Annotated in this window: 26 protein-coding genes and 1 riboswitch; of the genes, 6 read left to right on the forward strand and 20 right to left on the reverse strand. The window is 36.3% G+C overall.

What is annotated here, in order from left to right; all coding sequences use genetic code 11:
- Nucleotides 1–29: 29 nt before the first annotated feature.
- The 4 genes from AC58NB_RS09075 to AC58NB_RS09090 all read right to left on the reverse strand — a co-directional run bounded on the left by AC58NB_RS09075 (nt 30) and on the right by AC58NB_RS09090 (nt 3,391).
- Nucleotides 30–230 carry a cold-shock protein gene (locus AC58NB_RS09075; RefSeq protein ID WP_066103471.1) on the reverse strand — a complete coding sequence of 67 codons (201 nt, stop codon included), beginning with the start codon at nt 228–230 and terminating at the stop codon, nt 30–32.
- A 219-nt stretch (nt 231–449) separates the two neighbouring features.
- Nucleotides 450–1,001, reverse strand: coding sequence for a mismatch-specific DNA-glycosylase (locus tag AC58NB_RS09080; RefSeq protein ID WP_497426505.1), 552 nt, complete (start codon nt 999–1,001; stop codon nt 450–452).
- Nucleotides 1,002–1,163: 162 nt separating this feature from the next.
- A complete protein-coding gene (locus AC58NB_RS09085; RefSeq protein WP_497426506.1) occupies nt 1,164–2,258 on the reverse strand; it encodes an SEC-C metal-binding domain-containing protein in 1,095 nt (364 codons plus the stop codon).
- Between the two features lie 236 nt (nt 2,259–2,494).
- Entirely contained in the window at nt 2,495–3,391 is an 897-nt protein-coding gene (locus tag AC58NB_RS09090; RefSeq protein ID WP_497426507.1) for a 3D domain-containing protein, read from the reverse strand.
- A gap of 357 nt (nt 3,392–3,748) precedes the next feature.
- Here AC58NB_RS09090 and AC58NB_RS09095 point away from each other — a divergent pair, with 357 nt between their 5' ends.
- Entirely contained in the window at nt 3,749–5,341 is a 1,593-nt protein-coding gene (locus AC58NB_RS09095) for an ABC-F family ATP-binding cassette domain-containing protein (protein ID WP_497426508.1), read from the forward strand.
- A 628-nt stretch (nt 5,342–5,969) separates the two neighbouring features.
- Here the strand turns inward: AC58NB_RS09095 and AC58NB_RS09100 are convergent.
- The 8 genes from AC58NB_RS09100 to helD all read right to left on the reverse strand — a co-directional run bounded on the left by AC58NB_RS09100 (nt 5,970) and on the right by helD (nt 14,417).
- On the reverse strand, nt 5,970–6,305 hold the full coding sequence (locus AC58NB_RS09100; RefSeq protein ID WP_497426509.1) for a hypothetical protein: 336 nt from the start codon (nt 6,303–6,305) through the stop codon (nt 5,970–5,972).
- Between the two features lie 559 nt (nt 6,306–6,864).
- A complete protein-coding gene (locus tag AC58NB_RS09105) occupies nt 6,865–7,488 on the reverse strand; it encodes an ECF transporter S component (protein WP_497426510.1) in 624 nt (207 codons plus the stop codon).
- A 490-nt stretch (nt 7,489–7,978) separates the two neighbouring features.
- Complete coding sequence (locus AC58NB_RS09110) at nt 7,979–8,539, reverse strand: HAD-IA family hydrolase (RefSeq protein WP_497426511.1); 561 nt, start codon at nt 8,537–8,539, stop codon at nt 7,979–7,981.
- Between the two features lie 10 nt (nt 8,540–8,549).
- A complete protein-coding gene (locus AC58NB_RS09115; RefSeq protein ID WP_497426512.1) occupies nt 8,550–9,410 on the reverse strand; it encodes a CvfB family protein in 861 nt (286 codons plus the stop codon).
- 47 nt (nt 9,411–9,457) lie between these two features.
- Nucleotides 9,458–10,360 carry a DUF1848 domain-containing protein gene (locus tag AC58NB_RS09120; protein ID WP_497426513.1) on the reverse strand — a complete coding sequence of 301 codons (903 nt, stop codon included), beginning with the start codon at nt 10,358–10,360 and terminating at the stop codon, nt 9,458–9,460.
- Nucleotides 10,361–10,386: 26 nt separating this feature from the next.
- A complete protein-coding gene (locus tag AC58NB_RS09125) occupies nt 10,387–11,142 on the reverse strand; it encodes a DUF2705 family protein (protein ID WP_497426514.1) in 756 nt (251 codons plus the stop codon).
- Entirely contained in the window at nt 11,139–12,047 is a 909-nt protein-coding gene (locus AC58NB_RS09130) for an ABC transporter ATP-binding protein (protein WP_497426515.1), read from the reverse strand. The genes AC58NB_RS09125 and AC58NB_RS09130 overlap by 4 nt, the downstream gene beginning before the upstream one ends.
- A 129-nt stretch (nt 12,048–12,176) precedes the next feature.
- A complete protein-coding gene (gene helD / locus AC58NB_RS09135; protein WP_497426516.1) occupies nt 12,177–14,417 on the reverse strand; it encodes an RNA polymerase recycling motor HelD in 2,241 nt (746 codons plus the stop codon).
- Between the two features lie 89 nt (nt 14,418–14,506).
- Here helD and AC58NB_RS09140 point away from each other — a divergent pair, with 89 nt between their 5' ends.
- Nucleotides 14,507–14,791 carry a hypothetical protein gene (locus AC58NB_RS09140; RefSeq protein ID WP_497426517.1) on the forward strand — a complete coding sequence of 95 codons (285 nt, stop codon included), beginning with the start codon at nt 14,507–14,509 and terminating at the stop codon, nt 14,789–14,791.
- Between the two features lie 107 nt (nt 14,792–14,898).
- Here the strand turns inward: AC58NB_RS09140 and AC58NB_RS09145 are convergent, their stop codons facing one another.
- Nucleotides 14,899–16,431, reverse strand: a complete 1,533-nt coding sequence (locus AC58NB_RS09145; RefSeq protein ID WP_497426518.1) for a hypothetical protein — start codon at nt 16,429–16,431, stop codon at nt 14,899–14,901.
- Nucleotides 16,432–16,631: 200 nt separating this feature from the next.
- On the opposite strand from AC58NB_RS09145, the gene AC58NB_RS09150 reads away from it, so the two are divergent.
- Entirely contained in the window at nt 16,632–17,210 is a 579-nt protein-coding gene (locus tag AC58NB_RS09150) for a biotin transporter BioY (RefSeq protein WP_497426519.1), read from the forward strand.
- 255 nt (nt 17,211–17,465) lie between these two features.
- On the opposite strand, the gene AC58NB_RS09155 is transcribed toward AC58NB_RS09150, so the two are convergent.
- Nucleotides 17,466–17,702 carry a hypothetical protein gene (locus tag AC58NB_RS09155; RefSeq protein ID WP_497426520.1) on the reverse strand — a complete coding sequence of 79 codons (237 nt, stop codon included), beginning with the start codon at nt 17,700–17,702 and terminating at the stop codon, nt 17,466–17,468.
- Between the two features lie 302 nt (nt 17,703–18,004).
- On the opposite strand from AC58NB_RS09155, the gene AC58NB_RS09160 reads away from it, so the two are divergent.
- On the forward strand, nt 18,005–19,663 hold the full coding sequence (locus AC58NB_RS09160) for an FAD-dependent oxidoreductase (RefSeq protein ID WP_497426521.1): 1,659 nt from the start codon (nt 18,005–18,007) through the stop codon (nt 19,661–19,663).
- A 280-nt stretch (nt 19,664–19,943) separates the two neighbouring features.
- Here the strand turns inward: AC58NB_RS09160 and AC58NB_RS09165 are convergent, their stop codons facing one another.
- The 4 genes from AC58NB_RS09165 to AC58NB_RS09180 form a co-directional block, all read right to left on the reverse strand.
- Entirely contained in the window at nt 19,944–20,486 is a 543-nt protein-coding gene (locus AC58NB_RS09165) for a VUT family protein (RefSeq protein ID WP_497426547.1), read from the reverse strand.
- A gap of 4 nt (nt 20,487–20,490) precedes the next feature.
- The gene (gene queC / locus AC58NB_RS09170) at nt 20,491–21,156 is read right to left on the reverse strand and encodes a 7-cyano-7-deazaguanine synthase QueC (protein ID WP_497426522.1); all 666 of its coding nucleotides are present in this window, start codon (nt 21,154–21,156) and stop codon (nt 20,491–20,493) included.
- Nucleotides 21,157–21,282: 126 nt separating this feature from the next.
- The gene (gene queF, locus AC58NB_RS09175; RefSeq protein ID WP_497426523.1) at nt 21,283–21,783 is read right to left on the reverse strand and encodes a preQ(1) synthase; all 501 of its coding nucleotides are present in this window, start codon (nt 21,781–21,783) and stop codon (nt 21,283–21,285) included.
- A 125-nt stretch (nt 21,784–21,908) separates the two neighbouring features.
- Nucleotides 21,909–21,955, reverse strand: a riboswitch (PreQ1 riboswitch).
- 239 nt (nt 21,956–22,194) lie between these two features.
- Nucleotides 22,195–23,061 carry a C45 family autoproteolytic acyltransferase/hydrolase gene (locus tag AC58NB_RS09180; protein ID WP_497426548.1) on the reverse strand — a complete coding sequence of 289 codons (867 nt, stop codon included), beginning with the start codon at nt 23,059–23,061 and terminating at the stop codon, nt 22,195–22,197.
- Between the two features lie 450 nt (nt 23,062–23,511).
- Here AC58NB_RS09180 and AC58NB_RS09185 point away from each other — a divergent pair, with 450 nt between their 5' ends.
- A complete protein-coding gene (locus AC58NB_RS09185; RefSeq protein WP_497426524.1) occupies nt 23,512–23,961 on the forward strand; it encodes a NanQ anomerase/TabA/YiaL family protein in 450 nt (149 codons plus the stop codon).
- A gap of 237 nt (nt 23,962–24,198) precedes the next feature.
- Here the strand turns inward: AC58NB_RS09185 and AC58NB_RS09190 are convergent, their stop codons facing one another.
- Both AC58NB_RS09190 and AC58NB_RS09195 read right to left on the reverse strand, forming a co-directional pair.
- Nucleotides 24,199–24,678, reverse strand: coding sequence for a metal-binding protein (locus tag AC58NB_RS09190; protein WP_497426525.1), 480 nt, complete (start codon nt 24,676–24,678; stop codon nt 24,199–24,201).
- A 223-nt stretch (nt 24,679–24,901) separates the two neighbouring features.
- Entirely contained in the window at nt 24,902–25,486 is a 585-nt protein-coding gene (locus AC58NB_RS09195; RefSeq protein WP_497426526.1) for a TetR/AcrR family transcriptional regulator, read from the reverse strand.
- Nucleotides 25,487–25,616: 130 nt separating this feature from the next.
- On the opposite strand from AC58NB_RS09195, the gene AC58NB_RS09200 reads away from it, so the two are divergent.
- A complete protein-coding gene (locus AC58NB_RS09200) occupies nt 25,617–26,768 on the forward strand; it encodes a YhgE/Pip domain-containing protein (protein WP_497426527.1) in 1,152 nt (383 codons plus the stop codon).
- Nucleotides 26,769–26,850 lie beyond the last annotated feature (82 nt).

Genomic DNA, 26,850 nt, shown 5'->3' on the forward strand with positions numbered 1-26,850 from the left:
ACATTGGATAGCCTTTATTAGCATACTTCTTAAAGTTTAATTACGTTTTCAGCTTGAGGTCCACGAGCGCCTTCTGTTACGTCGAACTGTACGCTTTGGCCTTCTTCTAGAGATTTGAAACCTTCGCCTTGGATAGCGGAGAAGTGTACGAATACATCGTTTTCGCCTTCAACTTCGATGAATCCGAAACCTTTTTCTGCATTAAACCATTTTACTTTACCGTTTTTCATTTTGTTACCTCCAAAAATGTGATAAATAAAGATTCACCTATTATAAAAAGTACCGCTCTGTAAAAAGGAGAACACTTTATAATAAGTGAATGTCTATTTACGGGTAATTTTATATAGATAAACATTATTAGTTAATTATACGTCACATTTTTAGAAATGTCAATAATGTGCTGAACTTTCTAACGATAGGATAGCCTATTTTACAGGCATTATACCTATTTATTTCGATTGTTTGTTCCATTCATTTAATTGTCGGAAATAATCAATTCTTTCTTCTCTCGTGTAATGAGCATTTGCCCCGCTCGTAGATGGAACCACGAAAACGTGGCAGCCTTCCCAATCATCGGTGGAATAAAATAAACCGTCCTGAAGACCTGGTGTAATTTTGCCTTTATGACGATTAGCCGCATATCGAAAGGCAGTAACTCCGATAAAGCATAAACATTTAGGCTTGTATTGCCTCATTAAATCACGTAACTCATCCGCACCCTCTATAAATTCTTCTTTTTTTACATCAGATGAGGACCGTGTTGCCCTGCCGACAATATCGGTTATTCCATATCCATAATCAAGAAGCTTTACTGTCTCCTCCGGCTTAAATTGATACGGCGTAATGCCTCCCAAATACAGTCCTTTCCAAAATAAATTCGCTGGATTGGCAAAATGATAACCTTTAAGAGCTGAGATTCTGCCGGGATTGATCCCACAAAATACAATATCCAGGCCTGGCTTAATGTAGGTTGGCAATGTCAAGGATTCAAAATCCTCCATTCAAACCCCTCCTTGCTATCTATTCAATTCATGATTACATCTTCCCAATATAGAAATAGATTCACTGCCATTATAACCTTTCTGAGAAAAACAAAACACGATGTACGATTGATAGCCGAAGCCACAAGTGTACACCGTGTTTACGATTTAACTTTTATAAAATTAAGCTTTTCCGCAGCATTTTTTGTATTTTTTCCCTGATCCACATGGACAAGGTTCATTTCTGCCTACTTTAGGTTGAGTTTTTTCTACTGGAGTAGAAGTTGCAGGTTTACTAGCAGATGGAGAGGATAATTCAGAAGGTGTATGACCTTTTAAAATCCATAGTCTTGTATTGTTTACGACTGTGACCATTTTTTCAACCAATGTATTAATATCTTTTTCTGACTTTAATTCAACTTGTTCTCCAAACCATTTCACCACATCCGGTAAGGATTCACCAAATTGAACTTTATAGATAAAGCGATCTGCCAATTCTACTGCTTCTTCTTGTTTTAAAGAATACGTATCACTTAAATAGTGTACAAGATTCACCATTTGTTCGGTTCTTTCAAATGGTTCAAATCGGTTCAAATTTAACATAGTTTCAGCCGGAATCGGGAAATATTTCAAGCCTACTCTGCTTGCTATTGCCTGTTTAAACCCATCCAATTCTTTGATTGTCTCATGAATGATATACCCATCATTTAAACGGAAATCGCCATAGTATTCTTCTAAATAGCTGATATAGTTGTTTAACCATTCGCTATCAACTTCTTCTTGAAGATACCCTTCAATCAATTTATGGGCTTTTTCAATCTCCATAAAACCATAATAACGAACCAAACCAAACAAGATGTTTGAAACTTTTTGATTACGGTTAACTATAGACATGATCTCTGTTGGATTTAAGTTGTAAAATTGTTTCATGACTTCAGTCGGCATTACAACCACTGGTTGATTTTCCACTTCGGATGGGTGGATATATCCGATGCTTGATAAGTAAAATACATTTTCAAGACCGATTTGTTCAATTGGCATAATTCCGCTTTTCGTCATCATGGCTACAATTGCAGTGTATTGATGAAGATCCATCATTTGAACCTTTTCAGGTACAGATGCCGGTATTTTTTCAGCCAATGCTGCTACCAATTCTTTTTTTCTTAATGAACTCATGTTTTTCAAATTTAGATTTCTGCGGATATTCTTTAAAGCATCCATCTTTAAAGAATCCAGCAAATTCTCTAAATTATATTCATCTACAGTTGCGGTTGTCATCAGAATTCCTCCATATTGATTCAAAAACTAATTATATAATAATTCCCCGTCAAAGACTTTGATTTTACTACAAATCTCGAAAAAAATAAACTGTCATTCTATTCTCACTTTTTATTATTCATTATGTATAGAACAAAAAACATATGCTATTGATACTACTATTCTTTTACTAGAATAGATAGTAAAAAGCAATCCAATAAGCCTGGATTGCTTTTAGTACATACTCATAAACACTACTAATCTTCCAATATTTTTACTTCAACTGTTTTAATACCCCAGTCTTCGGCCATTGCTTGAGAAGGAATAAAGACATCAATTTTATTCCCTTTGATCGCTCCTCCTATATCCGCTGCAATCGCATGCCCGTAGCCCTCTACATAAACTTTAGTACCAAGTGGGATTACAGATGAATCAACCGCGATTACTTTCTGATTCGGATTTGCTTTAAGGTCTATGCCAGTGTAGGTAACACCAGTGCCGCCTTCGCAATCAGCCGTATAGGCCGTAGCAGTGACCGTTAGTACTTTTTCTTCTTGTTCAGAAGCATTCGAAGATGTAACTACCTCTTCGTTCACTTCCTCGTTTATATTTTCCTGCTCTGTAATAGGGTTTTTAGTAGTATCACCTTTTGTTTTTCCCTCTTCCTTAACAGGGTCTGCTGTTGTTTTATTCAACTCATCCTTTTCAGCAGCTACAGGTGTTACATTACTCTTGTTTTCCTTAACCTTGTCGGCTTTTCCTGACGGTATTTTATCTGTCTCTTCCGCTTCGTCATCGCGCACTGTTTGTTCTGCTTTTACTTTAGCTGCTAGTTTGGATGATTCATTTTCAGAAGCAACTGGTTGGACATCCTGTTTGCTGTCTAGTTTATCCTTTAGTTCTGGATGAACAGCTATACATGATGCGATTTTTTCTTCCTCATCACCTTGAATATACGTGGAGCTTGTCTCTTCTGCCACTCTATTTATATATTTATAATCAGATAAAGCATTTTTCTCTACCTTACTTATGTTAGTTGAAGTTTGTTGATCTACAACTTGATTATCATTATTCTGATATGAGGAAACGAAGCCACCTTGCACAACTCCAGCAAGTGACGTTGAAATTAATAATGCAATAAGCAGTTGATTCATTAGGCTAATCTACCTCCTTTAAATTTATCCAAATGAATGACAGCAATTATCCTATCAACTAAGCAAGGTAGATGTTAAGAACAAATTGATGTTAAACAAGTTACAAATATGTCTTTAAGATTACAAAAATGTAACAATTTTACAGAATATTGAATTTGTAAGCGCTTTTTATATGGCTATTATTGATTGCTCATTTGTTCTCATTTTTCATCGCTACAGACAAATCTAACAGATATTACCACACGATAGTCTCCGTTTTTTTTAGTTTTATCACTTGATTGTGCTGCATCTCTTTCAATATATGTACATGTGATGATATAATTTGCTAGATACCAGCAAACGGAGGAAATGAAATACATGATTACTGTTAATAACGTAGGTCTTCGCTTTGGAGATCGAAAATTGTTTGAAGATGTAAATATTAAATTTACACCTGGAAATTGCTATGGATTAATTGGTGCCAATGGTGCCGGTAAATCTACTTTCCTTAAAATCTTATCAGGTGAGCTCGAGCCTCAATCAGGCAACGTTTCTCTTGGACCTGGTGAGCGTCTGACTGTTTTAAAACAAAACCACTTTGAATATGAAGACATCGAAGTCATCCAAGTAGTCATTATGGGACATGCCCGACTTTACGAAGTTATGAAAGAAAAAGATGCTATTTATATGAAGGAAAACTTCTCCGATGAAGATGGTATGAGAGCTGCGGAACTAGAAGGTGAATTTGCTGAGCTGAATGGTTGGGAAGCAGAGCCTGATGCTGCAATCCTTCTTAAAGGATTAGGTATACCTGAAGAGTTACACAACAAAAAAATGGCTGAACTTGATGGTGGAGAAAAAGTAAAAGTTTTACTTGCACAAGCTTTATTTGGCAAACCCGATGTATTATTACTCGATGAGCCTACCAACCACCTTGACATTAAAGCTATTCAATGGCTTGAAGAGTTTTTAATTAACTTTGAAAACACTGTCATTGTTGTATCTCATGACCGTCACTTCTTGAATAAAGTATGTACACATATCGCAGACCTTGATTTCGGAAAAATCCAGCTGTATGTTGGAAACTATGATTTCTGGTATGAGTCCAGCCAATTGGCACAGAAATTAACGGCTGAATCCAATAAGAAAAAAGAAGAAAAGATTAAGGAATTACAAGCATTCGTCGCCCGTTTCAGCGCTAATGCTTCTAAATCCAAACAGGCTACTTCTCGTAAAAAACTATTGGAAAAAATTACATTAGATGATATCAGACCATCATCCCGCCGTTATCCATATGTACACTTCACACCAGAACGTGAAATCGGGAACGATCTATTACGTGTTGAAGGTCTTTCCAAAACGATTGATGGGGAAAAGGTCCTCAACAATGTTAGCTTTACCATGAATAAAGATGACAAAATTGCTTTGATTGGTCAAAATGACAATGCTAAAACAGTTTTGTTTAAAATCTTAATGGGTGAAATGGAAGCGGATGAAGGAACATTCAAATGGGGAGTAACCACTTCTCAATCCTATTTCCCTAAGGATAACTCTGAATTCTTCGAAGGTAATGACATGACGTTAGTGGACTGGCTTCGTCAATTCTCTCCACAGGATGAGAGCGAATCATTCCTGCGTGGATTCCTTGGAAGAATGCTCTTCTCCGGCGAAGAAGTTATGAAAAAAGCTTCTGTTCTATCCGGTGGAGAAAAAGTCCGTTGTATGCTATCCAAAATGATGCTAAGCGGCGCAAATGTTCTTCTATTAGATGAACCGACTAACCACCTTGACTTGGAATCCATCACGGCAGTCAATAACGGTATGATTAATTTTAAAGGTGCCATGATCTTCACATCTCATGACCACCAGTTTATCCAAACAATAGCAAACCGTATTATTGAAATCACTCCAGATGGCATCATCGACAAACAAATGTCCTATGATGAGTATTTAGAAGCGGTTAAGAAATAATTGATACTATCTGAAATGATCTGACCCAAGAAAGTTAGACATTAACGTTAGGCGAAATTTAAGGACCTGAGCCCATTAGAAGACTGGGCTCAGGTCTTTTTATTTGACTGTTTTCTAAAAAAAGAGAGACAGCTTTTGCTTTCTCTCAGACTGTAGACAAAGTCCTTATATTAGGGAGACATTGTCTACGTTTTTTTCCTTTCGTTACCACTATTTTCTGTAGAATGGGCTCGCTTTCCGCGGGCAAGCATAAAGCCTCCTCGCGCTTAAGCGCTGTGGGGTCTTGATACGCTTGTTCTTCCCCCAGGAGTCTCACCCATTCTGAAGAAAATAGGACACTGCGTTCTATATCAAATTTCTCGGTGTACGAAAGAAATTGTGTTTTTAACAAATATAATTAACTATATAGGGCCTAAAAAATAGATGGAGTTAGTTATATCCATCGTGAAAAAGCCAAAAATAAAGAAGGAATTCAGAAAATGGATCCTATCGAACCATTCTGAATTCCTTTTTTGTCTACAATCTGAGAGATAAGCTTTTGCTATCTCTACATCCACTATTTAATTGATACACGTCACAATAAGAGTATTATTTCGTTTTAACAGTATTTTTATTGTATTATTGGAAGCTAAGGCAAAGTATTTAAATCCATCCAATTTACAGCAATCAATCCAATTACAATTATATTTTTAAGACTATTCATCAACAACCTGTTATATTTAATATTTAAATCTTTATCTTCACTTATAAATATCGGTAAATTAATGTTTTCATCAGACTTTTCTATGAATGTAAAAGCACCCCAGACTATACCTCCTATTAGAGGTAACGCTATAAATTTCTTTACGTCATCGCCTCCTAAAACACTCCATTTATAGAACACTTGTAAGAAACCTAGTGCAAGAACTACTAATGAAAAAATATTCATAATTACTTCTATAGACATTTTCTTTGAAGTTGGCATTTTTAGTCTTCCCCCCTTTGCTATATACTCTATTATTTTTCAAAATAAGGATAATGCTCAGTATTAGTACGACCACAATATATTCTTTAAAGGGGTAGCATAAGAAAAACCCATTCCTTAATGTGCTCTTTTTAGGTAAATACACCAAATTGTATATTCTCTCAACCCATCCATAAATAATGCAACTATCACTATTAAAATAATGATTTTTTCCTATGTAATGTTAAGTATGAGCTTCATCTTTCAGCTAATTTAAGCTCTTTATTTAACAATTATATATATTTTTTAATTATTTTTACAATTTAAATTAAAAATTCGGCTAAATTAATAATTCGAATATTTATTTCAATTCAAATAAAAATTACTACTTCATTTCCCTTGCTTTACTTTTAGTAGTTCAAATGATAACTCTCTTCAATTCTGTATTAATGGCAAGCAAAAAACGCCAGTTTGAATGACTTTATTCAAACTGGCGTTCATTTTATACAATAGTTTTTGTATTTTTAATTTTAGTTTTGTCATTAAACAAATGTACTTATATAAAGATTCTACTAAAAAATTACCTTTTCGATATTCTTAATAATGGTGGTACTACCGCCATCGTTACCAATCCGGCTAGAAGTGCTTCAGCAAGTCCATTTGTGAAAAATACAGTTAGAACAGCTGTATAGATGGCACTTGTGCTGCCAGCATTAATAACTTGAGCATAGGCATCTTGGAATAACAGAGAAATAGAACCCATGACCAAAAATGTATGAATAAAAGTTGTTACTACGGCTGTTGTAAATAAAGCCGTTTTTTGAATGGACTTTCTCTTCTCTATAGCCTTACGAAATGCTTTGAAAATGTAGTAAGGTATAAACCCAATTACTACTCTGGGTACAAGGGCAATAAACAGTGCCCAAAGACTCCCTTGATCTGTACCTAATACAGGAATCGCCGGCGAAAACGCAAAAGATAAGAGTGACGGTGAAATCGTATTGACCGCAATACTGGTAAATCCAAATACAAGCCCTAGGAAAGCACCAATTTTGGGTCCTAAAATAATAGATGCGATTATGATTGGAATATGGATTAGGGTCGCTTTAATGACACCTAAATGGATAAACCCAAACGGCGTGAAAGCAAATAATAGAATAATAGATAAAAAAATGGCTGTTAAAGTAAAGTCTTTTATTTTCAACTTTCTAACTCCTTCAGTAATCAAATTTCTTTCAATTTCTATAGATTAGTAAACTAAATTATAATGATAAGTTATTTAGAATGTAAAGATATTTCTCTCTGAAGAGTAAAATTATAGGAATTATCTGTATATTAGTACCGGTGAAATAGATAAACCTTACAAATTTTTCATCGTAATCAAAACGTGAATCCATCAAGTAGAAAAATGAATCCGCTCTATTATTACGTACATCAGCTCAATTATAATCAAAATCGGCTCTATTCTTGCAGCTATTGGCTCTATTATTCAAGAAATCGGCTCAATTAATTACTATTTAACCTTCTACCTAGTCATTTCACTTATCTAGGAGTCTCATTATTAAAGTATTTGTACTAAAAATTAATTTTCAACAAGGAATTAGTAGGATATTGCCATAAAACGCAAAAACAGGTGGGAAAGAACAATTTGTTCTTCTCTCCACCTGTCTGATTTTACTAAATATCAATCTTACCTATTTAACAATATCAAAAAAAGTAGCATAGCTGTCCACATAATAATCTGCACCGGGCGTACGGTTTTGAAATAAGCAGGTTTTGACCCCAATACTCTTCGCAGGCAAAATATCCAGCTCTCTGTCACCAACTGCGAGATCAATCTGGTACTTATCGTGCAGATACTGATAACTTGCCGGATGAGGTTTCTTTGGATAGCCGTCATCTATGGCTACGATTTCTGTGAAATATTGATCCATTCCGTTTGCTTTTAAAATACTCTCAGCACCTTCACGGTATTTATGTGTCATAATTACATTTAAATCCGCTGCCTCCAGCACTTCTTTCACTCCCGGAAACGGTTTAAAATCCAATGGCTTTAACTGCCTTTCAAGCTTATGGATATGCTTAATTTGTTCCTCCGTAAGCTTCAGCTCATTAAACGCATGACCGAATGATACCTTTAATAAAGCAAATATTTCTTCCTCAGAAAGATTTGTGTCTACCGCACTTTTGACCATTTTTGCATATCCAGGATACGTATCAAATAAAGTGCCATCAAAATCCCATAATATATTCATTTAAATCACCCTATTGTTTCGTAATCTTTGTCCAGCCATCCTCTTGTGTAATTCTGCGGTCCTTCATTAATCGGCCAAGAGCACGTTTAAAAGAAGCTTTACTCATTCCAAAACGTTTTTGGATAGACTCTGGATCAGATTTATCCCAGTAAGGCATACTGCCTCCGCGACTTTCCAGATAAGTAAAGATTGCTTCCGCATCTTCATCAAGGCGTTCATGCGTACGTGGCAGCAATGAGCCATTTGTACTGCCATCCGGCTTAACCTCTGTGATTCTGCCTTTTACTAGTTCACCTAGTCTTGGTTCATTCGCACGTTCACTTTCATGAATGAAACAGCGGTACCCTTCTGTCGTTAAAATAAAGGTTCCTACTTTTAATAAACGATACGCTCTTCCCTCAAAATCTTTGTTTTTTAATGATTCAGGAGCATGCTGACTTAGTTCCTGTACAACGGTTTCAGTAGCCAGACGCCCAAACATTCTTCCTCTATTATCAACCTTTAGTGTGACATAAAGCTGATCGCCAACTTCTGGCCATAAACTTTTTAATTTTGGTAAATCATCACTAGATATCAACAAGTCTTTTTGAAGTCCGATATCAAGAAAGACTCCATGGCTTGGATGTACATCCACGACTGGAACCCAATCGTATTCACCTTCCGTTATTGTTGGAAGTTTCATGGAGGCTGTCAAACGGCCTTCTTTATCATGAAAGAGGAAAACCTCTACTTGTTGGCCGATTTCAATTTCACCAACGATTTCATGATTGTGGAGCAAAACATCTTCTTCTCCATTTGATAGAAAGAATCCGAATGAAACCTCTCTTTCCACTGTTAATGTTGCTTTAATACCTGGTTGTAAATAACTCATTAACTCTTCACCGCTTCCTTTATTCGATCCTTTAGTCTATCATTATTTTACCCATTTAGGAGTAAATAAGGACTGGTTGGATCATGTTTTTGTCTATTTGTCTGCACCAGCTTCGGGCTTCTTACAGCATAGCAATACACACAGCCAAATGGGCATGTATCATACGAACCCATTTCTTCTGCCTGCATACATCCGCATTCAGCCCTCTGGTATTTATCCTTACTCCCGGATAATCGCAGGTTAAATACTTCTTCTATATAATTTTTATCAATACACGCCCCATGTTTAATCCCGTGTGTATCCAAGTCAATCATCTCTGAACAAGTCTCCGGCATCATCCCATATTGCTTTGAAACTGAACTAATGATACTGACCAATCTAGTTAAATCTGAACGATTGGCAGGATCAAGCCAGTCTTGAAATTGATAGCCTTCTTCTTTTTCAAGATTAGCCAGTCTTCCTTTTGTCTTTGTATAAAAATCCTGAAAACTGATCACTACACGTTTTGTAAACCCGGACAGTTGTTCTGCTATATAAGTAAACCGCTCGATATGATACTCCACATTTGTTTTATTGCTTAACACAATAGGGTCATATCGCCAGATCACTTTATCCGGCCCGATTAATTCAGATATATACTGAAATTCTTTGATTCTGTTAGATAAACTCGGCATTCCCGGTTCAATCTCTTTTGGATAATCATTTAAGGTGTATTGAAACATCAAACGGTGTCCCATCTCCATCAGTTCAGGAATATATGGATTCATCGGTTTTGGATTCTTTGTCCAAAAACATATCGCATCCACATCCTCCTTCAAAAGAGAGACTTTCTTTGTTTGATGACGATTAAAGGGATTCACCTTCATATAAAAGCCTTCCTTGATTCGGTTCATAAACCACTCAGAGTAAAAGGCAGGAATATCGGTTCTCCTGCTGGCACTTATAATCATCACTCTCACCCTTTCAGGCCTTTACTTTATACTGTTACATCCCTTTTTGCAAAGAAAAACCAGGCAACACCATAAAAGAAAATAAAATGCATGATTAGAATGAGAATAGAAAAGCCGGGCGACATTCCAGGCAGGATCGGTGTATTACCGAACAAGTATTGGTCCCACTGCGTATTGGCAAAGAGCAGTATTTTTCCGAAGGACAGTTCCAGTAGTTCCGAAATCTCCGTTACAAGCTTCCCGCCAAATAAAGCAGCCAACCCAATTCCAACTGAAAATGCACTGTTTTTAAATACGGCAGACGCTGCATATGTAAATGTAGTAATCAACAGTAATTCCAAAAAGGTAATTCCATAGTTCAGCAATACCTTTTGGAACATGAATCCATCACCTGCTCCAAAGCCGTATACAATTCCTCCGACAATCCAGGAAATGATAAATGTACTGATTAATAAATATATACCATACAATTGGATTGTAAGCCATTTGGCAAATAAGACCATTGATCTTGTTCTTGGACGAATTAATAACAATTTTATTGTCCCTGTTTGATATTCATTAGCCAATATGCTTCCTGCCAAACCAATCGCTAAAAATACGGTAATAATCAGAAAGTTGGATAACACAGACATAAAATCGATTACATTTCCGTCGGTTCCTTTGATTAATTTTGTAAAAAAGAATGGCATTAGGCAAATCAACAAAGGCATAACCAAGAAAGAGATTCTGACCATTTTCATGCCTGCGAGTTTGTAGTGCTCGTTATAGAGTAATGACATCATGATATTTCGACCTCCCTCTTTGAAATGGTCTGTAAAAAGGTATTTTCCAACTGATTTTGTCCATACGCAAGCTGATACACACTCACTTTATTCAGAACCAGTCTTTCATTAAGCAAGGGGATGTCCTTCTTTTCAACAGATACCCGGATTTGGCTTTCGGTATGTGATAAAATATCAAAATCAGTCTTTAATACTTTCAAAGCAAGTTGCACATCATCAACTTCAATCACGAGCGTACAATGATCAGTCTTCACGCTTGTCACCTCAAGCAATTCTCCTGCTTTAATAATTGCAATTCGATCACAGAGCATCTCAACCTCCGATAACAGATGGGTGGAAATGAGAATAGATATGTTCTCTTCTTTGGCTAAATAGAGAAGATGATTACGCAAATCATGCATGCCTTCCGGATCTAAACCGTTTGTCGGTTCATCCAAAATTAAAATCTTCGGTTTATGTAATACAGCTTGGGCAATTCCTAACCTTTGTTTCATCCCTAACGAGTATGTATGTACTTGATCATGAATTCGTTCGGAAAGATGAACTAACTCAACAACCTCTCCTATTCTATCAGAAGAAACATTCGAATATAAATTTGCATATAATTTCAAATTTTGCCAGCCAGTCAGATCATTATAAAAGGATGGGTTTTCAATAATTGCTCCTACATGCTGAATAGCCTGCACAAAAGATGTTCCTACTTCCTGATTCATGATTCGAATCTCGCCGGAATTTTTCTTCATCAGTCCGCAAATCATGCGAATTAACGTTGTTTTTCCAGCTCCGTTGGGTCCAATTAAACCGAAAATTTCTCCTTCTTCTATCGTGAAACTGATATCTTTTAGAATATCAGAACCAGCTAGTTGCTTGCTGACTGATTTAATCTCTAGTACCGTCCTGTTCATGCCCGGTTTCAACCTCCCCACTAGTCAATCTACTTATCCATTTTACACTACTTATAACGAGGTTACCTATATGGAGAAGAGCATTTTCCCATAAATCAAAGAAAAACGGACAAATATCTCTAACAAGTGTCAGAGAATAAATGCCCGTTTTTGTTTTCCCATTAAAATCAGACGGTGAAGAGCTCTGGTCATGACTACATACAATAGTTTAATATCAATCTCATGGTTTGCTGAGTAAACTTCATTATAGGTAACAGCAAATACGCCATCAAACTCCAAACCTTTCGCTAAATATGACGGTACAATCACTAGTTTATCCTTCGGAATCGAGGTCGTTTCTTCTAGTAAATAAAGGTCTAAATTTGTGTGCTTTTGAAGGATAGAGTACACAATAGCCGCATCTTCATCTGTTTTTGTAATAATGGCAAATGTATTTAATTTTTCTTCCTTCAATTGATTTAACTTCTCAGAAATCTGGCGAGCCCATTCTTCATCAGAGGTTATTTCCATAAATACCGGTGGTTCACCATGCCGAATAATTGGCTCAACTTCTGGAAATGAGGCGGAAAGCAGTTTTAATAATTGATTGGCTTCATTCATAATTTCTACAGTTGTTCGGTAACTTTTTTTCAACTCGCGATAAATGGCTCTTGGAAAGATGGCCTGTCTTACTTCTTGCCAATCCGTTATCCCTCTATATGAATGGATGCCCTGCGCCAAATCACCAACAAGGGTAAACATATCTGTTTCAAGAGCCGTTTTAAGCCCTTGCAACTGCATAAAACTATAATCCTGCGCCTCATCAATGACCACATTCTTCGCCTTTTTCTCCGGCTGAACTCCATAAATTTTTGCATATAAATACAGAATAGGTCCCAAGTCTTCAAGCTCATACTTTTTCTTAGAAAAGATGCGTTGACTGCTTTTGCAAAGCTCTTCCGCTTCTTTTTTACTGAGCGTTTGATCAGAGTATTGTACAAGCTTGTCCGCATCACTGTACAACGCTTTATAAAGCGTCCATATATCTTTCTTATCACAATAGCTCATGTAATTCTGGACGGCTTTTTTGATTTCCTTTTGAAGTTCATTGATTCTTGCCTCTTTTTTATCCAAAGCAAGCGAAATGTATTGTTTCCGCTTTTTCTCATCGCCCTTCCAGTTGAGGGCCCTTTCTATTCTCACATCATAATGCTGAACAACTTTTTTCACCATTTTATCTTTATTGAGGCGCACTTGGTTTTGTAAGACCTTTTTCAATTTTTCTATCCGTTTATAGAGAGGCAAATAAGTATATTCATTATAGAAAAGATGATTAAACTGTTTTGCTGTATACAGTTTAAACTTATCGACCCGAAAATCTTCATGAACCATTAAGCCAGTTTTGATTTCTTCTACATAATGGTCCAGCACCTTCTGAAAAAGAGAGGAACCTTTCAAGCTTGATAAATGCACTATTTGTTTATCCATTAGGAAGTCATGCAGCTTGGTATCCTCAGCTAATTTAATTTTCTTCCCTAATACCTCTTCCACATATCCATGGAAGGTTCTTTGTCTTACTTTCTCCACTCCCAGTTCCGGAAGAGCCTCTGAAATGTAATCAATAAATAAAAAGCTTGGCGCTAAAATTAATAATTGTTCCGGTTCAAAAACATCTTTATAGTGATACAAAAAATAAGAAATCCGATGCAAAGCAATCGTTGTTTTCCCGCTTCCTGCAGCCCCCTGGACGATAATAGGTTTATTTAAATCCGCTCGTATGATTTGATTCTGTTCCTCCTGAATCGTTGCGACAATCTCTGTTAATCGATTGGCAGAACTACCGGCAAGAGACTCCTGTAATAATTCATCCACTGTTGTCACATCAATATCCCGTAAATCCAGCAACTCACCATTTTCAATCATGAATTGTCGTTTCAAACTGATGGTGCCGTCATAGGTTTCGCCTTCTGACGTGTAACTCACATCTCCCAGGCGGCCTTCATAATATAAGTTAGCAATAGGCGAACGCCAATCGATAATCAATTGCTCCTGATTATCCCTCTGGAACAAGGAGGTTTTTCCAAAATAAAGTTTTTCCTTATCCAACGCTTCCCGTGAAGTGAAATCCACCCGTGCAAAATATGGCTTTGGTATTGCCTTTGTCAGACTTTCCAGTTCAGATCGAGATAGCTGATAAAAGCTGGCGCTTGTTAAAAGCTGTGAATACCCCGCGCTCTCTACCCAGTCTGCATCTTCAAAGATATCCTTCATTTTTTGCATAAATTGTTCTTTATTCGTTTCAGCTGTTTCAATCACAACCTGCATATATCTTTTGATGAACTCCAGCCGTAGTTTCTCTTCTTCAATCTCCTGATTCATACCGTTTGTCACACTTTCTCACCCATCCTATCTTTAAATAATTTAAGATTCCCTGTTTGAAAGGCTAAACGATCCATCATACTACTAATGGAGGTGGAATCATGTACAGAAGACAAATCGCTTTACTCTTTTCCGATTTTGGATTGGAATCTCTTTATGAAAAATTCGAAGTGCCTCTTGATATCCATGGGTTATTGGATGATCCAGATACTCTTGAAATGATGGAATACTTTTTAACCGTGTATGATTTTCATTCACCTGAACTTCTCTTATTCGATGAATTTTTAAGCCATTACAACATATGTACACATATAATACAAAAAAATCCTGATTTGCCTTTCTACTATATTGATTTATACCATTCGGGTGACGAAATCTCCCTCTAAGCGTTTTAATTTAAAGGATTTTTTAATTTCAAGTCTTCAAGCTCTTCCGTAAGACAAAATAACCAGACAATCGCTTCAGGATTGCCTGGTATTCTTCTAAACAGTATTTACAATAAGTATGGCCCAAATAAACAGGTCATAACTAATAAATTATAGCCTATATAGTAAAATAAGCCAGCAAATAAGCCTGTATCCTGATTCATAACCCATCGATAGATTATATAAGTCAGAATACTGATGAATAATGGCCATACGATCAAACTACCATCGAAGTTAAGATAAGACGGAGCCGCAAAGAATGAACTTTCGGATAAGACCACATTCAGCATATAAATCATCGTAGCTACATAAAGGAGAATTCCTACGGGTTCCACCCACCTGCGTTCATTCCTCTCAAAAATATCACTCTTGATAAACGACAGGATTCCGTAAAAGACCAGCGGAGGCACAAGCCATACCATCCCCAGCACTAACATAAAAAAGCCGCTGAATATGCCTGATATAGAATAATATAGAGCTGAGATGTAATCATCTTTGGTTATTTGTTGTGATGATTCAATATATCGTTCATTATTTGTTGTACCATTCAACACATATTCCTTCCCATCAAATGTTTGCCACGTTAAATAAGTCTGACCAAGCCATTGAGGTCTCACAGGAGTGTCTTCCGTATTGCTTCTCCTTTCAGCGACCCAGGCTCCTTTTTGCTGAGTGGCATAATAGACATTATATCCAGATCGTTTTGCCACTCGACTGCCCTCAGCAACAAATAAGATGGCCGGTTTATCATCCTGATAGGATATTTGCAAATAGCGAGGATTGTCCAACTCATTCCCATTCGTCTTATCATAGAATGTATACTTCTCATTTTTCTCCATTTTTGATGTAGCCAAGTCAAAACTCAACTCCATCGCTTGATAGGCCCTTTGTCCCTGTGCCATCGTATACTTTTCGATAATCGCTGTAGCCTTTTTTTCTCCAGCATTATAAACAATGTTTTCAATCTTTTCTCCTCCGCTTGCTGAGTACTCGAGGATCTTTTTGGATTGATCATTTTGTAAAGAATAAAAATGGATATCCATATCAGAAATTTGGAGTCCTACAAAAGTAGAATGACCGTTTTCCGCTTGTAGAGCTGTATAAATGGGGTAATCGTATGTATGTATATGATTCGTTTCACCTGTACTTGCCGTATATTGTTTTAATTCATTCTGATTCCAAAAGAGAACTCCTGTATTCGTAGGTGTAAAAGAACTGATACCTGTAGCAATAACCTGATCTTTTCCATCTTGGTTGATGGTTAATTGATCATCATCCATATAAATCAGCTGATCCGCGGACGCCCAAATAGGTTCTGCCGGTGCCACTTCAGCTTGGATGGATTCTTCTTTGATAAGGTTAAAATTTGAATCGAATACTTTATGGGAAACGTCTGTCTCATCTGGCATAAAAACGTGAAACTCTTCATCTTTTTGATAACTGTAATAATCCATAGGAAAGTTTGATGAAACTTTTAAATTAGTAGATCTCCCCCAGCCATCATCAGGAAGAGTTGTCTCGAGTTTTAAATAGTAAACATAATAGAGAAGCAACATCATTAAAGCAGTAATAATCGGTATAAATATGGCTTTTTTACTCAAATGAATCCCCCTTTATTTCTAGATCTTTTTACACATATAAATATATCACTATATCGGTTTAAATTGGTAGAATTTTCTATATAATTTCAATAGTCCAAAAAATTCTATTCTTTATCTAATAATTCTTGTTCACTTAATTTAAAATATGTTAACCTTATATTTACATTAGTTTACTTATATTTTGGCTGAGGTGAGAATTTATGGCACAAAACAAAACGAAAAACCTAGTTCTGGTGGCTATGTGTGCATCCATCATCTGTCTGTTAGCCCAAATAACGATTCCTTTACCTCTGATTCCTATCACAGGACAGACATTAGCCATCGGGATTGTGGCAACCATCTTAGGCTCCAGACATAGCATGATTACCGTATTGGTGTATTTAACACTTGGCCTTATAGGTTTACCAGTTTTTTCTCAATTCACAAGCGGGTTCGGCATTTTATTTGGCCCAACAGGTGGCTACTTAATCGGCTTCATCCCTACAGCATTCCTGATCGGGTTATGGTTAGAAAAAACATCGTATACATACCGTCAAGCCTTTATAGCTAACCTTATAGGAATGTGTATCACCTTAGCTGTGGGCTCGATCTGGTTAAAACTATTTACAGAACTCTCCTGGAATGAAGCACTGGTGACAGGCGTTTATCCCTTCTTGCCAGTCGGCATCATTAAAGCATTCCTGGCCGCATGGTTTGGCATAGCCATCCGGCAGCGCTTGAACTCTGCCAAACTACTACCGACACAACAAAAAGATACTCCTCCCTTTAATTGGGTGTGAGTATCTTTTGCCTTACAGAGAAAATGAAATGTGGATATATGATTAGTAGACAATATGGGGTGAAAAAGATGACTTCTATCTGCCCTGTATATGGTATGAATTAGTTAGATGTACCGGTTTGATATTCATTAAGTTTGCCTAATCTGAGGTATGAAAATAGCCACCTCCATAAAGGAAGTGGCTGTATTATTCAACTACTGCTTTTATTTAAAACAGAAAGACCTTAATCAAAAACATCTTTTGATGCTTTAGAATTTATTCTAAATATTGTTTATGTCCGCAACTTTGGCACAGAGCTACACGTTTACTACTATATTTTGTTTTACCATGTTCTTTTCTTTTTGGCACTAGTATCCACAATCCAGCTGTACATAAAATTAAGAAGAGACGACCCATTCTAGCCAAAATACCTGTTTTATGCACCTGCATTTTTCCTGATTGTTGCTCTAATACAACATTCATATTTGTTCCATTACAGCTTTCACACTTCATTTCTTTCACACCTACCAATTATTTGCTTTCATTTTATATCATTTTATTATATTTATATATTATATAAAGTTTATTTAATGGTTGAACATTTCCAGATTTCTATTTTTACTTAATCTATTAAATATTACTAAATTCAGCCTGCTATAGTTTTGTGAGATTATAAATATTTCCAAATATTATTGTACTTTCATTTCCCTGTTAAATACTGTAAAATTAAATTATCTGAATATTCATCGTTGTAAAGTTTACATTTTACAGTTTTGTTATTTTGAGAGAAAGACTACTCGAAGGGGGATTTTTAAATGGGTTGGGATTACGAGTATGATGTTGTAGTAGTCGGCTCTGGTGCGACAGGTTTTTCGGCTGCCATTACGGCCAAAAAAGAAGGATTAGATACACTACTAATCGAAAAAGAAAAGCATTTTGGAGGAGCTTCCGCTTTATCAGGTGGCGGTGTATGGGTTCCAAATAATCGATATTTAGTTGAGGCGGGTGTTGCCGATAGTTTTGAAGAAGCTAAATTATATTTGGATTCAACTGTCGGTGCTTTAGTAAGTGATACCATTAAAGAGACCTATTTGAAAAAAGGAATCGAAATGTTAGATTATATGCATAATTTGAGTCCACATATGAGATTCTCCTATGCAAATAATTACTCTGATTATTATCCAACACATCCGGGTGGAAAAGGAATCGGCCGGTCAATCGAACCTAAAGTGATTGATTTAAATAAATTACAAGATTGGAAGAGCAAACTTGTACCTCCTGTAATGGATACAAAAGGTTTTGTTATGACAGGTCAAGATTTTGTTAAAGTGAACATGATCACCAGGTCCTGGGCAGGAAAAAGAGCCTCTTTAACACTAGGATGGCGATTAATTAAACATAAAGTATTTAAAAAGGATTATGCTGCTTTAGGAAGAGCATTAATAGCACGATTGGCTCTAACTTATAAAGATTTAAACGGAGAAATTTGGCTTGATTCCCCATTTGTTGATTTTATATACGAAAACGACAAAGTTACAGGTCTAACCGTAAACAAGAATGGCAAACAAGTCACAATTAAAATTAATAAAGGCTTGATCTTTGGTTCAGGTGGATTTTCCAGAGATCAAGAAAAGAGAGAGAAATATCTTCCTAGTCCTCAAGATGTCAATTGGACAAGCTCACCAAAAGGACAAACAGGCGATATTATTGAACCGTTCGCTAAATTAAATGCGAAGTTTGGGTTAATGGACAGAGTTTGGGGTGCACCTACTGTTATTAATCATTTGGGAATGCCCTTTTTCTTAGTTGCTGATAGAGGACTCCCAAATATGATTATTGTTGACCAAGATGGAAACCGATATATTAATGAACCGACTCCTTACCATGAATTCGTCGACAAAATGTATGAACATAATGAAAAAACAGGTGGTAAAGCTATCACTTCCTGGATTATTTTAGATGGTCGAGCTAAGAAGAGATATATCTTTACCGGTCTTTTCCCAGGGCAAGATTTTCCTCAAGCATACTATGACAATGGTGTGGTGTTGAAGGGAGATACAGTTGAGGAATTAGAAGGTTTATTGAATATACCAAAAGGAAATTTAGGTAAAACCATGGATAGATTTAATGAATTTGCTAGAAATGGTAAGGATTTAGACTTCCATAGAGGAGAAACACCGCATGATCGGTATTATGGGGATCCTTCTTTACCAAATCCTAATCTACTTGAAATCAACGAGGCTCCTTATTATGCCATGAAAGTGTACCCAGGTGATATCGGTACTAAGGGTGGTGTAGTGACGGACGAATTAGCAAGGGTCGTTAAAGAAGACGGTACTGTATTTGAAAATGTATACGCTTGCGGTAACTGTTCATCCTCGATTATGGGTCATTCTTACCCAGGGCCAGGCGCAACACTGGGACCAGGCATGACGTTTGGTTACGTAGCTTCCATGCACTGTAAAAATAAATAATAGAGGACTTTCAACATCTTCAACAAAAGCATTTGAATATATTCAAATGCTTTTGTCATTTCTTTATAATTAGTTCCGAGAAACTTATTTCCCTTGATTAAACCTGCTTTATTTACTCCAGGGATTATCAAATTCTCCTCAACCTATTTTCTTAAGGAAAACGATGTAGGTTCACTTTCCTCCCCACCCACATCATATGACTTAAATTGCCGGTACAGAATGAACTAAGTTACTCTTTATACTATCTGAAATAGTAGGAGCCATTAAATCCAAGTAATCATTAGGATGCTTTGGACAGACGCTTCTCTTTGTAGGCCAAGCCTTGTCCTAATACAAAAGCGCCAATCATTTGCATGATCGTTTTCACAATCATTTGCCCAATAATAGCTGCTGGTACAGCTGCCCAAGGAACATATCCTGCCCCAATTGGACTTAGGCCTACAATGACAAATACTACTGAATCTAATAAACCTCCAACAACTCCACTATAAAAGACACGCCATACCATCGGCAGTTTTAAACGGGTATAAATTTCTGTATCTGAGGTTTCTGCGATCAAGAATGATAGTGTAGAAGCTGCAACAATAATGAGCGTATCTCCTAATGAATAGGATACAACTGCTGATACTACTAAAGCTAAGAAAATAAATCCATATGTCCTCTTACGACCAAATTTATTTTGGACTAAATCGCGAAAGATAAATGTTGCACCAATTAAGAACGAGCCCATAGGAATAATGAATATCCAAAATTCTAGTGGCGCAAATCGGGCTGTCAAAACATTGGCTGTTACAATGGACAGTAAATAAAATAAAATGCGTATCATGTTAATCCCCCATATTCTTTTTTGTATGTAAATATGTGTGCATTCCTTGTAGACGAAGCTTACAAGCGGGACATTCACCGCAGCCATCCGCTTTAATCCCGTGATAACAGGTTAGCGTCTTTTCTCTTACAAAATCAAATACACCTAATTCATCTGCCAATGCCCATGTATCTGCTTTGTTCAACCACATTAGAGGGGTATATATAACGAATCCTTCATCCATCGATAAATTTAACGTGACATTTAAAGATTTTATAAAAATATCACGACAATCAGGATATCCGCTAAAATCAGTTTCACACACACCTGTAATAATATGCTTTGCATTAATTTGTCTCGCTAATATACCTGCAAAAGATAAAAATAATAAATTGCGACCTGGTACAAATGTTGATGGCAACTCATCATCCATCCCTTCCTTCACCTCAATATCAGCGCGTGTTAATGCATTTGGAGCGAGTTGATTAAGTAACGACATGTCTAAAATGTGATAATGGACGTTTAATTCATTAGCGATCTGCTTAGCGCATTCAATTTCAAATACATGCCGTTGTCCATAATTAAATGTTACAACCTCTACCTCTTTAAATTTTTTTAATGCCCAAAACAAGCAGGTCGTACTATCCTGTCCCCCGCTAAACACGACTAATGCTTTTTCTTGCTTCAATGTTCATTCTCCTTTCCAATGAAAAAACAGCACTAAGAAGATGCGCTGTTCATCTTAGTTTTTTATAGAGGGTCGCTAACAACCTCTCCCTTGGAAGACAAGGATTTTATTGAATTGTCCTAACAGTTAGCGATTATCAACTGTTTCCGGATATAAATCGTGATTCATTAAACGATAATGAGCGATTTCTTCATATTTCGTATCAGTTCGGCCATAGTTACACCAAGGGTCGATTGATATTCCCCCACGTGGAGTAAATTTACCCCACACCTCGATATAACGTGGATCCAACAGTTTAATTAAGTCATTCATAATGATATTTACACAGTCTTCATGGAAATCTCCATGATTGCGGAAGCTAAATAAATACACTTTTAGTGACTTACTTTCCACAATTTTTTTATCTGGAATATAGGAAATATACATGGTTGCAAAATCCGGTTGCTTAGTAATTGGGCAAAGACTTGTAAATTCAGGGCAATTAAACTTCACAAAATAATCTCGGTCTGCATGTAAATTATCGACAGACTCTAATACTTCCGGTGCATAATTAAAGGCATACTTCACATTTTGATTTCCCAATAATGTTAAATCCTCTAACCCTTCTGTTTGATGACGACCAGACATAAATAACCCTCCTTGAATTAGATATCTAATCATTTCAAGGAGGGCGATACTCTTTTTCTATAAAAATAACTACTAAGAAAGTCAAAAAAGCCACGTCCACTATATGGACATGGCGAGATTGACATGTATCCATAGTTTTTTATAGAGGGTATCCGCTATGAACCTCTCCTGAAAATCTTCAGATATTATTTTAATTACCTCTTAGCATACCACAACCATTATTGGTTATAATAGGAAATTTAAAAACTTTATTGATTGTGAGTTAGATAACTGCTGATGTCCCGTGAAATATGGGCGGCGAGCCAGAACTGACATAGAACGAGTAAACTGATACTTGGCAGGCCAGCCTCATTATTTTTTATAGTTCAACCATTACCATTACACAGAGAATGGGTATATGTGAATTGTATTCTATAATACTTGATTTATTCTTCCCTTTATCACTTTAGGAAGACTTATAGTTCCATCCATATATCTTCTCAGTGAAAATTCCATTGGTTTACTATTCTCCCCTACCCCAATCATCAGGCTTAATTCCTTTGGTGAATAAACAACTGTATGAAGCGTACCAAAAAATTCTTTATAGAATTTAAAAAATAAAGGAGAATTGCCATTATTAAAATAATTATAAGCAGACATGGGTGTTGGTTTCTCTAATAATAAATTGCTGAGATACTCTTTACGATTTATGGATCCTTGTATCTCTTGCTTATTTTGGTTTCGTAATGCTTCTGTTTCAAAATGATTGGTACATATGTTAGGAGTTCTGGAGGTCACAATCTGTTTCTCGGGAGAGACTTCCACTACAATACCCCTTCCACTTTGATCTGTTATCGAATAATTATAGCAATATCCATGGGGAAGTGTTGAAATGAGGTCGATTGCTTCTTCTATATTAGCACACTGTTCTAATAGTATTCTCACAATGGTCGTCGCAAGAAATCCTTCTCCTTTATGCTCGCTGTTGACAAAATGTAATCCAACTACGAGCCCTTTTTCATTCATCCCATCAAGTCTACCAATCACTTGCTGGCTAAAACCAACACTGGCATAGCCAACGGCCGGTTTGGAAAATACAAGTCTTGCATCATACAACTCCGGACTAAAATCATAATTTCGTACATAATATTCTTCATTTATTAGAGCCGTACATCCCATTGCCGGAAAATCTACATCATAACCGCTATAAAGTCGGATTATCGTCTCTAATTCCATGCCCATTCCTTCTGCTAGTCCTCTAAGTTCCTCTAAAAGAGTGGGAGAGATGTCCTTCAGTATCTCTTTTGCTTTCTTGGTGTTTGAATTTGTACTTAAATCCTCGGTAAACGAATTTGGTTAGCGAGGTGTGTCGACTTAATCTCTTCACTTTGCTTTAGACCATATTCAAAAGGACTCCACTTTAACTCTACTATTCTAATGTTCAAATCTTCCATACATAATTCTCCCCCTCTATGATTATCTGGATTCCAGCTACATTCTAACCTTCATGCAATTTGGTCCATTATATTTTCACATTGTTTGAATCATCTTTAGCCCTTTGATTATACAGTTTCTATATATTTTATATAACTTATATATCCAGAAAAAGGAAGTTAAAGTTTTTTTCCTTCCGTATTTCGTATCATATAAACCAGACTGGTATACAAGTTCTTGTTTCACTATTACTGGATATGTTACTATTTTATATACTTGTATAAGAAGATAAATCGTTTATTGGAGGAAACATCTATGATTATTGATCAATTATCAAATGCTCCATTATATGATGGAGTGCATCCAAGATTAAAGAAAGCCTTTTCTTTTTTACTAGAAAATGATTTGCAGGCTTTGCCGGTAGGTAAGTATGAAATTGAGAATGACAAGGTCTTTGTCATGATTCAAGAGTATGAAACAAAGCTTATTGAAGACTGCCGCTTGGAAGCTCACTATACATATACAGATATCCAATACGTCATTAAAGGCGAAGAAAGAATGGTTTATACAAATAAAGAAGAAACAGAAGTCGTAGAAGAACAAAAAGAAAACGATGTTATGTTCCTGAATGGTGAGGGTAATCACTTAATCGTGAAAGAAGGATGTTTTGCTGTGTTTATGCCGCAAGATGCTCATATGCCAGGTGTTTGTGTAAAGCAACCACAAGCTGTAAAAAAAGCAGTAGTAAAAGTATTGTGTGATTAATGGAAGAGGCAAAATCATTGATTTGATTTTGCCTCTCGCTTTATTAAGCTAGCTCGTTGGAGTGTTCTTTCAGTAAGGTTTTTACAAAGCCTATAAAAACATTTTATATAAATTTTGTAGTTCTTGAAGAATGATTGTTTGACGCAGCATATGTGAAAGCCTTTTAAAGTTCAACGAAAGATAAACCATCATTAAATGCCAGAAATCCCTTTTCTACCAGGAGAAAAGGGATTTTGGTTAAAAGATCTTTTTAAGTGTGGTTGAAGCATGGTCGGTCAAAATATGAGCGGTTGATGAAAGGACATTCCCAACAATGAAAGATAGAATAGATAATTTATGCTGGATGAAGATCTCCTCCAAGTTGTCGATATACGTTTCATATGGCACACCTGTAAGCATACTCATCAATCCTGCCCCTAACATGATCAAGACCATCAAGTATAAATATCGTATGATATCCCCGATTACATATCCATGAGTCCAGATGGAGCGATGCTTCAATGTTTGGTAGGGAATCCACATAAACCGTAAGAATCCCCATCTCCGATACGGGGTGCTTTTTATATCCAAATCAGGGTTCATCCAATAGGTACCGAAGAGATAACCTATAATCACAGAAATCCCATGCACATAGTGCTGAGAACTAATCAACACTGCCCCAATTCCAATCGCTAAAAATATCAGATTAATTTTCTTATGTGCTTTCCCGTTTGCCATCCTAATCCTCCGTTATGTTCTTCTATGGTGACTTTACTTAACCAACCATGATTTCCATTATAGGGGATAATTAGAGCTACGAACACATTTTCGCTCAAAACAGACGTTCGCTCTTTCGTATTTGGATGGATGATAAAAAAGCCAATAATCTTGGCTAATATCAATTGGTATTTATCCAGACACAAGAATCAGTTAATCTGGGTCCCGCTTCTTAAAAGTCTCATTATTTATTCTGAATAAACGAAATAATATCAATATATAAGACTGTCATTTCTTCAGGCGTTTTATCTAAATCATTTTGAATCCATTGTTCGATTAATCCTAAAAAAGCAGATGTTATAAATGATAAGAAATATTCCAGAGGCGCATTTAACCTAGCTTTAATACTTTCGTTTTTTTCTAAATTAATACGAACCTTTTCTGTAAAGGCATCTCTAAATCGAAGGTGAAAACCTGCTCTGCCATGATTGCTTAAAAATATTTTTAATAATGGAGCATGCATTTTTATAAAGCTGAATAAAGAAGCAGCTAATCGCTCTTGTTCTTTTTCAAATGTATATGTAGATGAATATCGTGATTGTAATAGGTCAATATGATTTCCTAAATCTCTAAACAATTGTTGTTCGATTTGATCAAGCAAATCGAATTTATCTAGATAGTGTAAATAAAATGTTCCTCGGTTTATATGTGCTTCTTTTGCAATATCTCCGATCGTAATTGCTTCAAACGGCTTATTCTCTAAAATTCGCAAAAATGATCTTTGAATAAGTTGTTTTGTTTTACGGTTTTTTTCTTCATAAATACTCACAAAAATCCCTCTATTTCAAAAAAGTGAACAAGATGTTCACTTTTGTTCATTGCTTCTGTTTACACCCTGATTATAAAATGAATTAATATTACTGAACAATATGTTGTTTAATAAGAAAGGAAGAAATTGATTGAGATTATTTAAAGAAAAATTAGCATGGGCTGCTCCTATTGCAGTTATATTAATTATTGCTCTTTTCTCCTTAAACTTATTTGCGCAAGGCAATCCACAGGTGAAAAATTTACCGGTAGCGCTAATTGTAAATGATGAAGGCGAACATGTAGACGCCGTGAAATCAGCAGTAGAACAAATGAGTAAAGGGACTGACGGCGGTGAACCAATGTTAGCTTTTACAAATGAAAAGCAAGAAAATATTAAAGCATTATTTGATGATAAAGAGTATTACGCAGCTTTAGTCATTCCTAAAGGTTATAATGATACATTGCAAAATGCGATAACAAACAACTCTCCAGCAACTTTACAGGTCTATATTAACCAAGGTTATAACATAACTGGTGCAAACTATGCGAAGACTGCTTTAACAGCTTTAATTAGCCAATTAAACAACCAATACTCTTCAAATTTTGTTGCTCAGATGGACGGTCAACAAATAGAAGCCAACAAAGCAGCTGTGCTTGTAAATCCGATTGTTGCTGAGGAAGAAGTATTCAATGCCGTTACAGCCTCAACTGCAAACGGAAGTGCTCCAACCTTAATGGCAGTGCCTGCTTGGGTAGGTGCCCTAATCGGCGGCTTCATTGTATTTTTAGCATCATCTAATATTTTGAAAAAAGAATTATTAACACGTAAACAAGCCTTACACCTAATGGGAGGTCAAGCATTATTCGGCATCATTATTGCCCTATTCTCTGGTTTTACCGTTGCAACGCTTGGTTTGATCGCTGGTATTAATATGCCTAGCTACTTCTTGGTTGGTTCGTTCGTATCGTTTGCTGCCTTCTGTTTCTTCTTATTAGTTTCCGGAGTAACTGCATGGATTGGTAAACCAGCCATTACTTTATTCATGGTTGTCATGTTATTAGGTATGGGTGTTTTAATGACACCAAAAGAAATGCTACCTGATTTCTTTGTAAACTTTATTCGCCCGTGGGTTCCAATCCGCTTTGCCTCTGAAGGTTTACGCGAAATTTTCTACTTCGGCAGCGGCTTTTACACTGGCCAATCATTTAACACTATTTTAGGAATTGGTATTGCAGGTTTAGTGATGTATGTACTGTCTGTCTTCAAACCAGTACTTGCACGAAAAACAAATGCTAATTAAATACTGACTACAACTAACCCAATTTACAAAGGTAAAATTAGTTAGTTGTAGTCAATGCGCTCCCCAATAGGCAGGCAGATTA

It is taken from the genome of Pradoshia sp. TA40_28, from assembly GCF_059694525.1.

Bases quoted from the DNA above. Each gene is read 5' to 3' on its own strand.
- AC58NB_RS09075 (WP_066103471.1), bottom strand. From the start codon at position 230: ATGAAAAACGGTAAAGTAAAATGGTTTAATGCAGAAAAAGGTTTCGGA.
- AC58NB_RS09080 (WP_497426505.1), bottom strand. From the start codon at position 1,001: ATGGAGGATTTTGAATCCTTGACATTGCCAACCTACATTAAGCCAGGC.
- AC58NB_RS09085 (WP_497426506.1), bottom strand. From the start codon at position 2,258: ATGACAACCGCAACTGTAGATGAATATAATTTAGAGAATTTGCTGGAT.
- AC58NB_RS09090 (WP_497426507.1), bottom strand. From the start codon at position 3,391: ATGAATCAACTGCTTATTGCATTATTAATTTCAACGTCACTTGCTGGA.
- AC58NB_RS09095 (WP_497426508.1), top strand. From the start codon at position 3,749: ATGATTACTGTTAATAACGTAGGTCTTCGCTTTGGAGATCGAAAATTG.
- AC58NB_RS09100 (WP_497426509.1), bottom strand. From the start codon at position 6,305: ATGCCAACTTCAAAGAAAATGTCTATAGAAGTAATTATGAATATTTTT.
- AC58NB_RS09110 (WP_497426511.1), bottom strand. From the start codon at position 8,539: ATGAATATATTATGGGATTTTGATGGCACTTTATTTGATACGTATCCT.
- AC58NB_RS09115 (WP_497426512.1), bottom strand. From the start codon at position 9,410: ATGAGTTATTTACAACCAGGTATTAAAGCAACATTAACAGTGGAAAGA.
- AC58NB_RS09120 (WP_497426513.1), bottom strand. From the start codon at position 10,360: ATGATTATAAGTGCCAGCAGGAGAACCGATATTCCTGCCTTTTACTCT.
- AC58NB_RS09125 (WP_497426514.1), bottom strand. From the start codon at position 11,142: ATGATGTCATTACTCTATAACGAGCACTACAAACTCGCAGGCATGAAA.
- AC58NB_RS09130 (WP_497426515.1), bottom strand. From the start codon at position 12,047: ATGAACAGGACGGTACTAGAGATTAAATCAGTCAGCAAGCAACTAGCT.
- AC58NB_RS09140 (WP_497426517.1), top strand. From the start codon at position 14,507: ATGTACAGAAGACAAATCGCTTTACTCTTTTCCGATTTTGGATTGGAA.
- AC58NB_RS09150 (WP_497426519.1), top strand. From the start codon at position 16,632: ATGGCACAAAACAAAACGAAAAACCTAGTTCTGGTGGCTATGTGTGCA.
- AC58NB_RS09155 (WP_497426520.1), bottom strand. From the start codon at position 17,702: ATGAAGTGTGAAAGCTGTAATGGAACAAATATGAATGTTGTATTAGAG.
- AC58NB_RS09160 (WP_497426521.1), top strand. From the start codon at position 18,005: ATGGGTTGGGATTACGAGTATGATGTTGTAGTAGTCGGCTCTGGTGCG.
- queF (WP_497426523.1), bottom strand. From the start codon at position 21,783: ATGTCTGGTCGTCATCAAACAGAAGGGTTAGAGGATTTAACATTATTG.
- AC58NB_RS09185 (WP_497426524.1), top strand. From the start codon at position 23,512: ATGATTATTGATCAATTATCAAATGCTCCATTATATGATGGAGTGCAT.
- AC58NB_RS09190 (WP_497426525.1), bottom strand. From the start codon at position 24,678: ATGGCAAACGGGAAAGCACATAAGAAAATTAATCTGATATTTTTAGCG.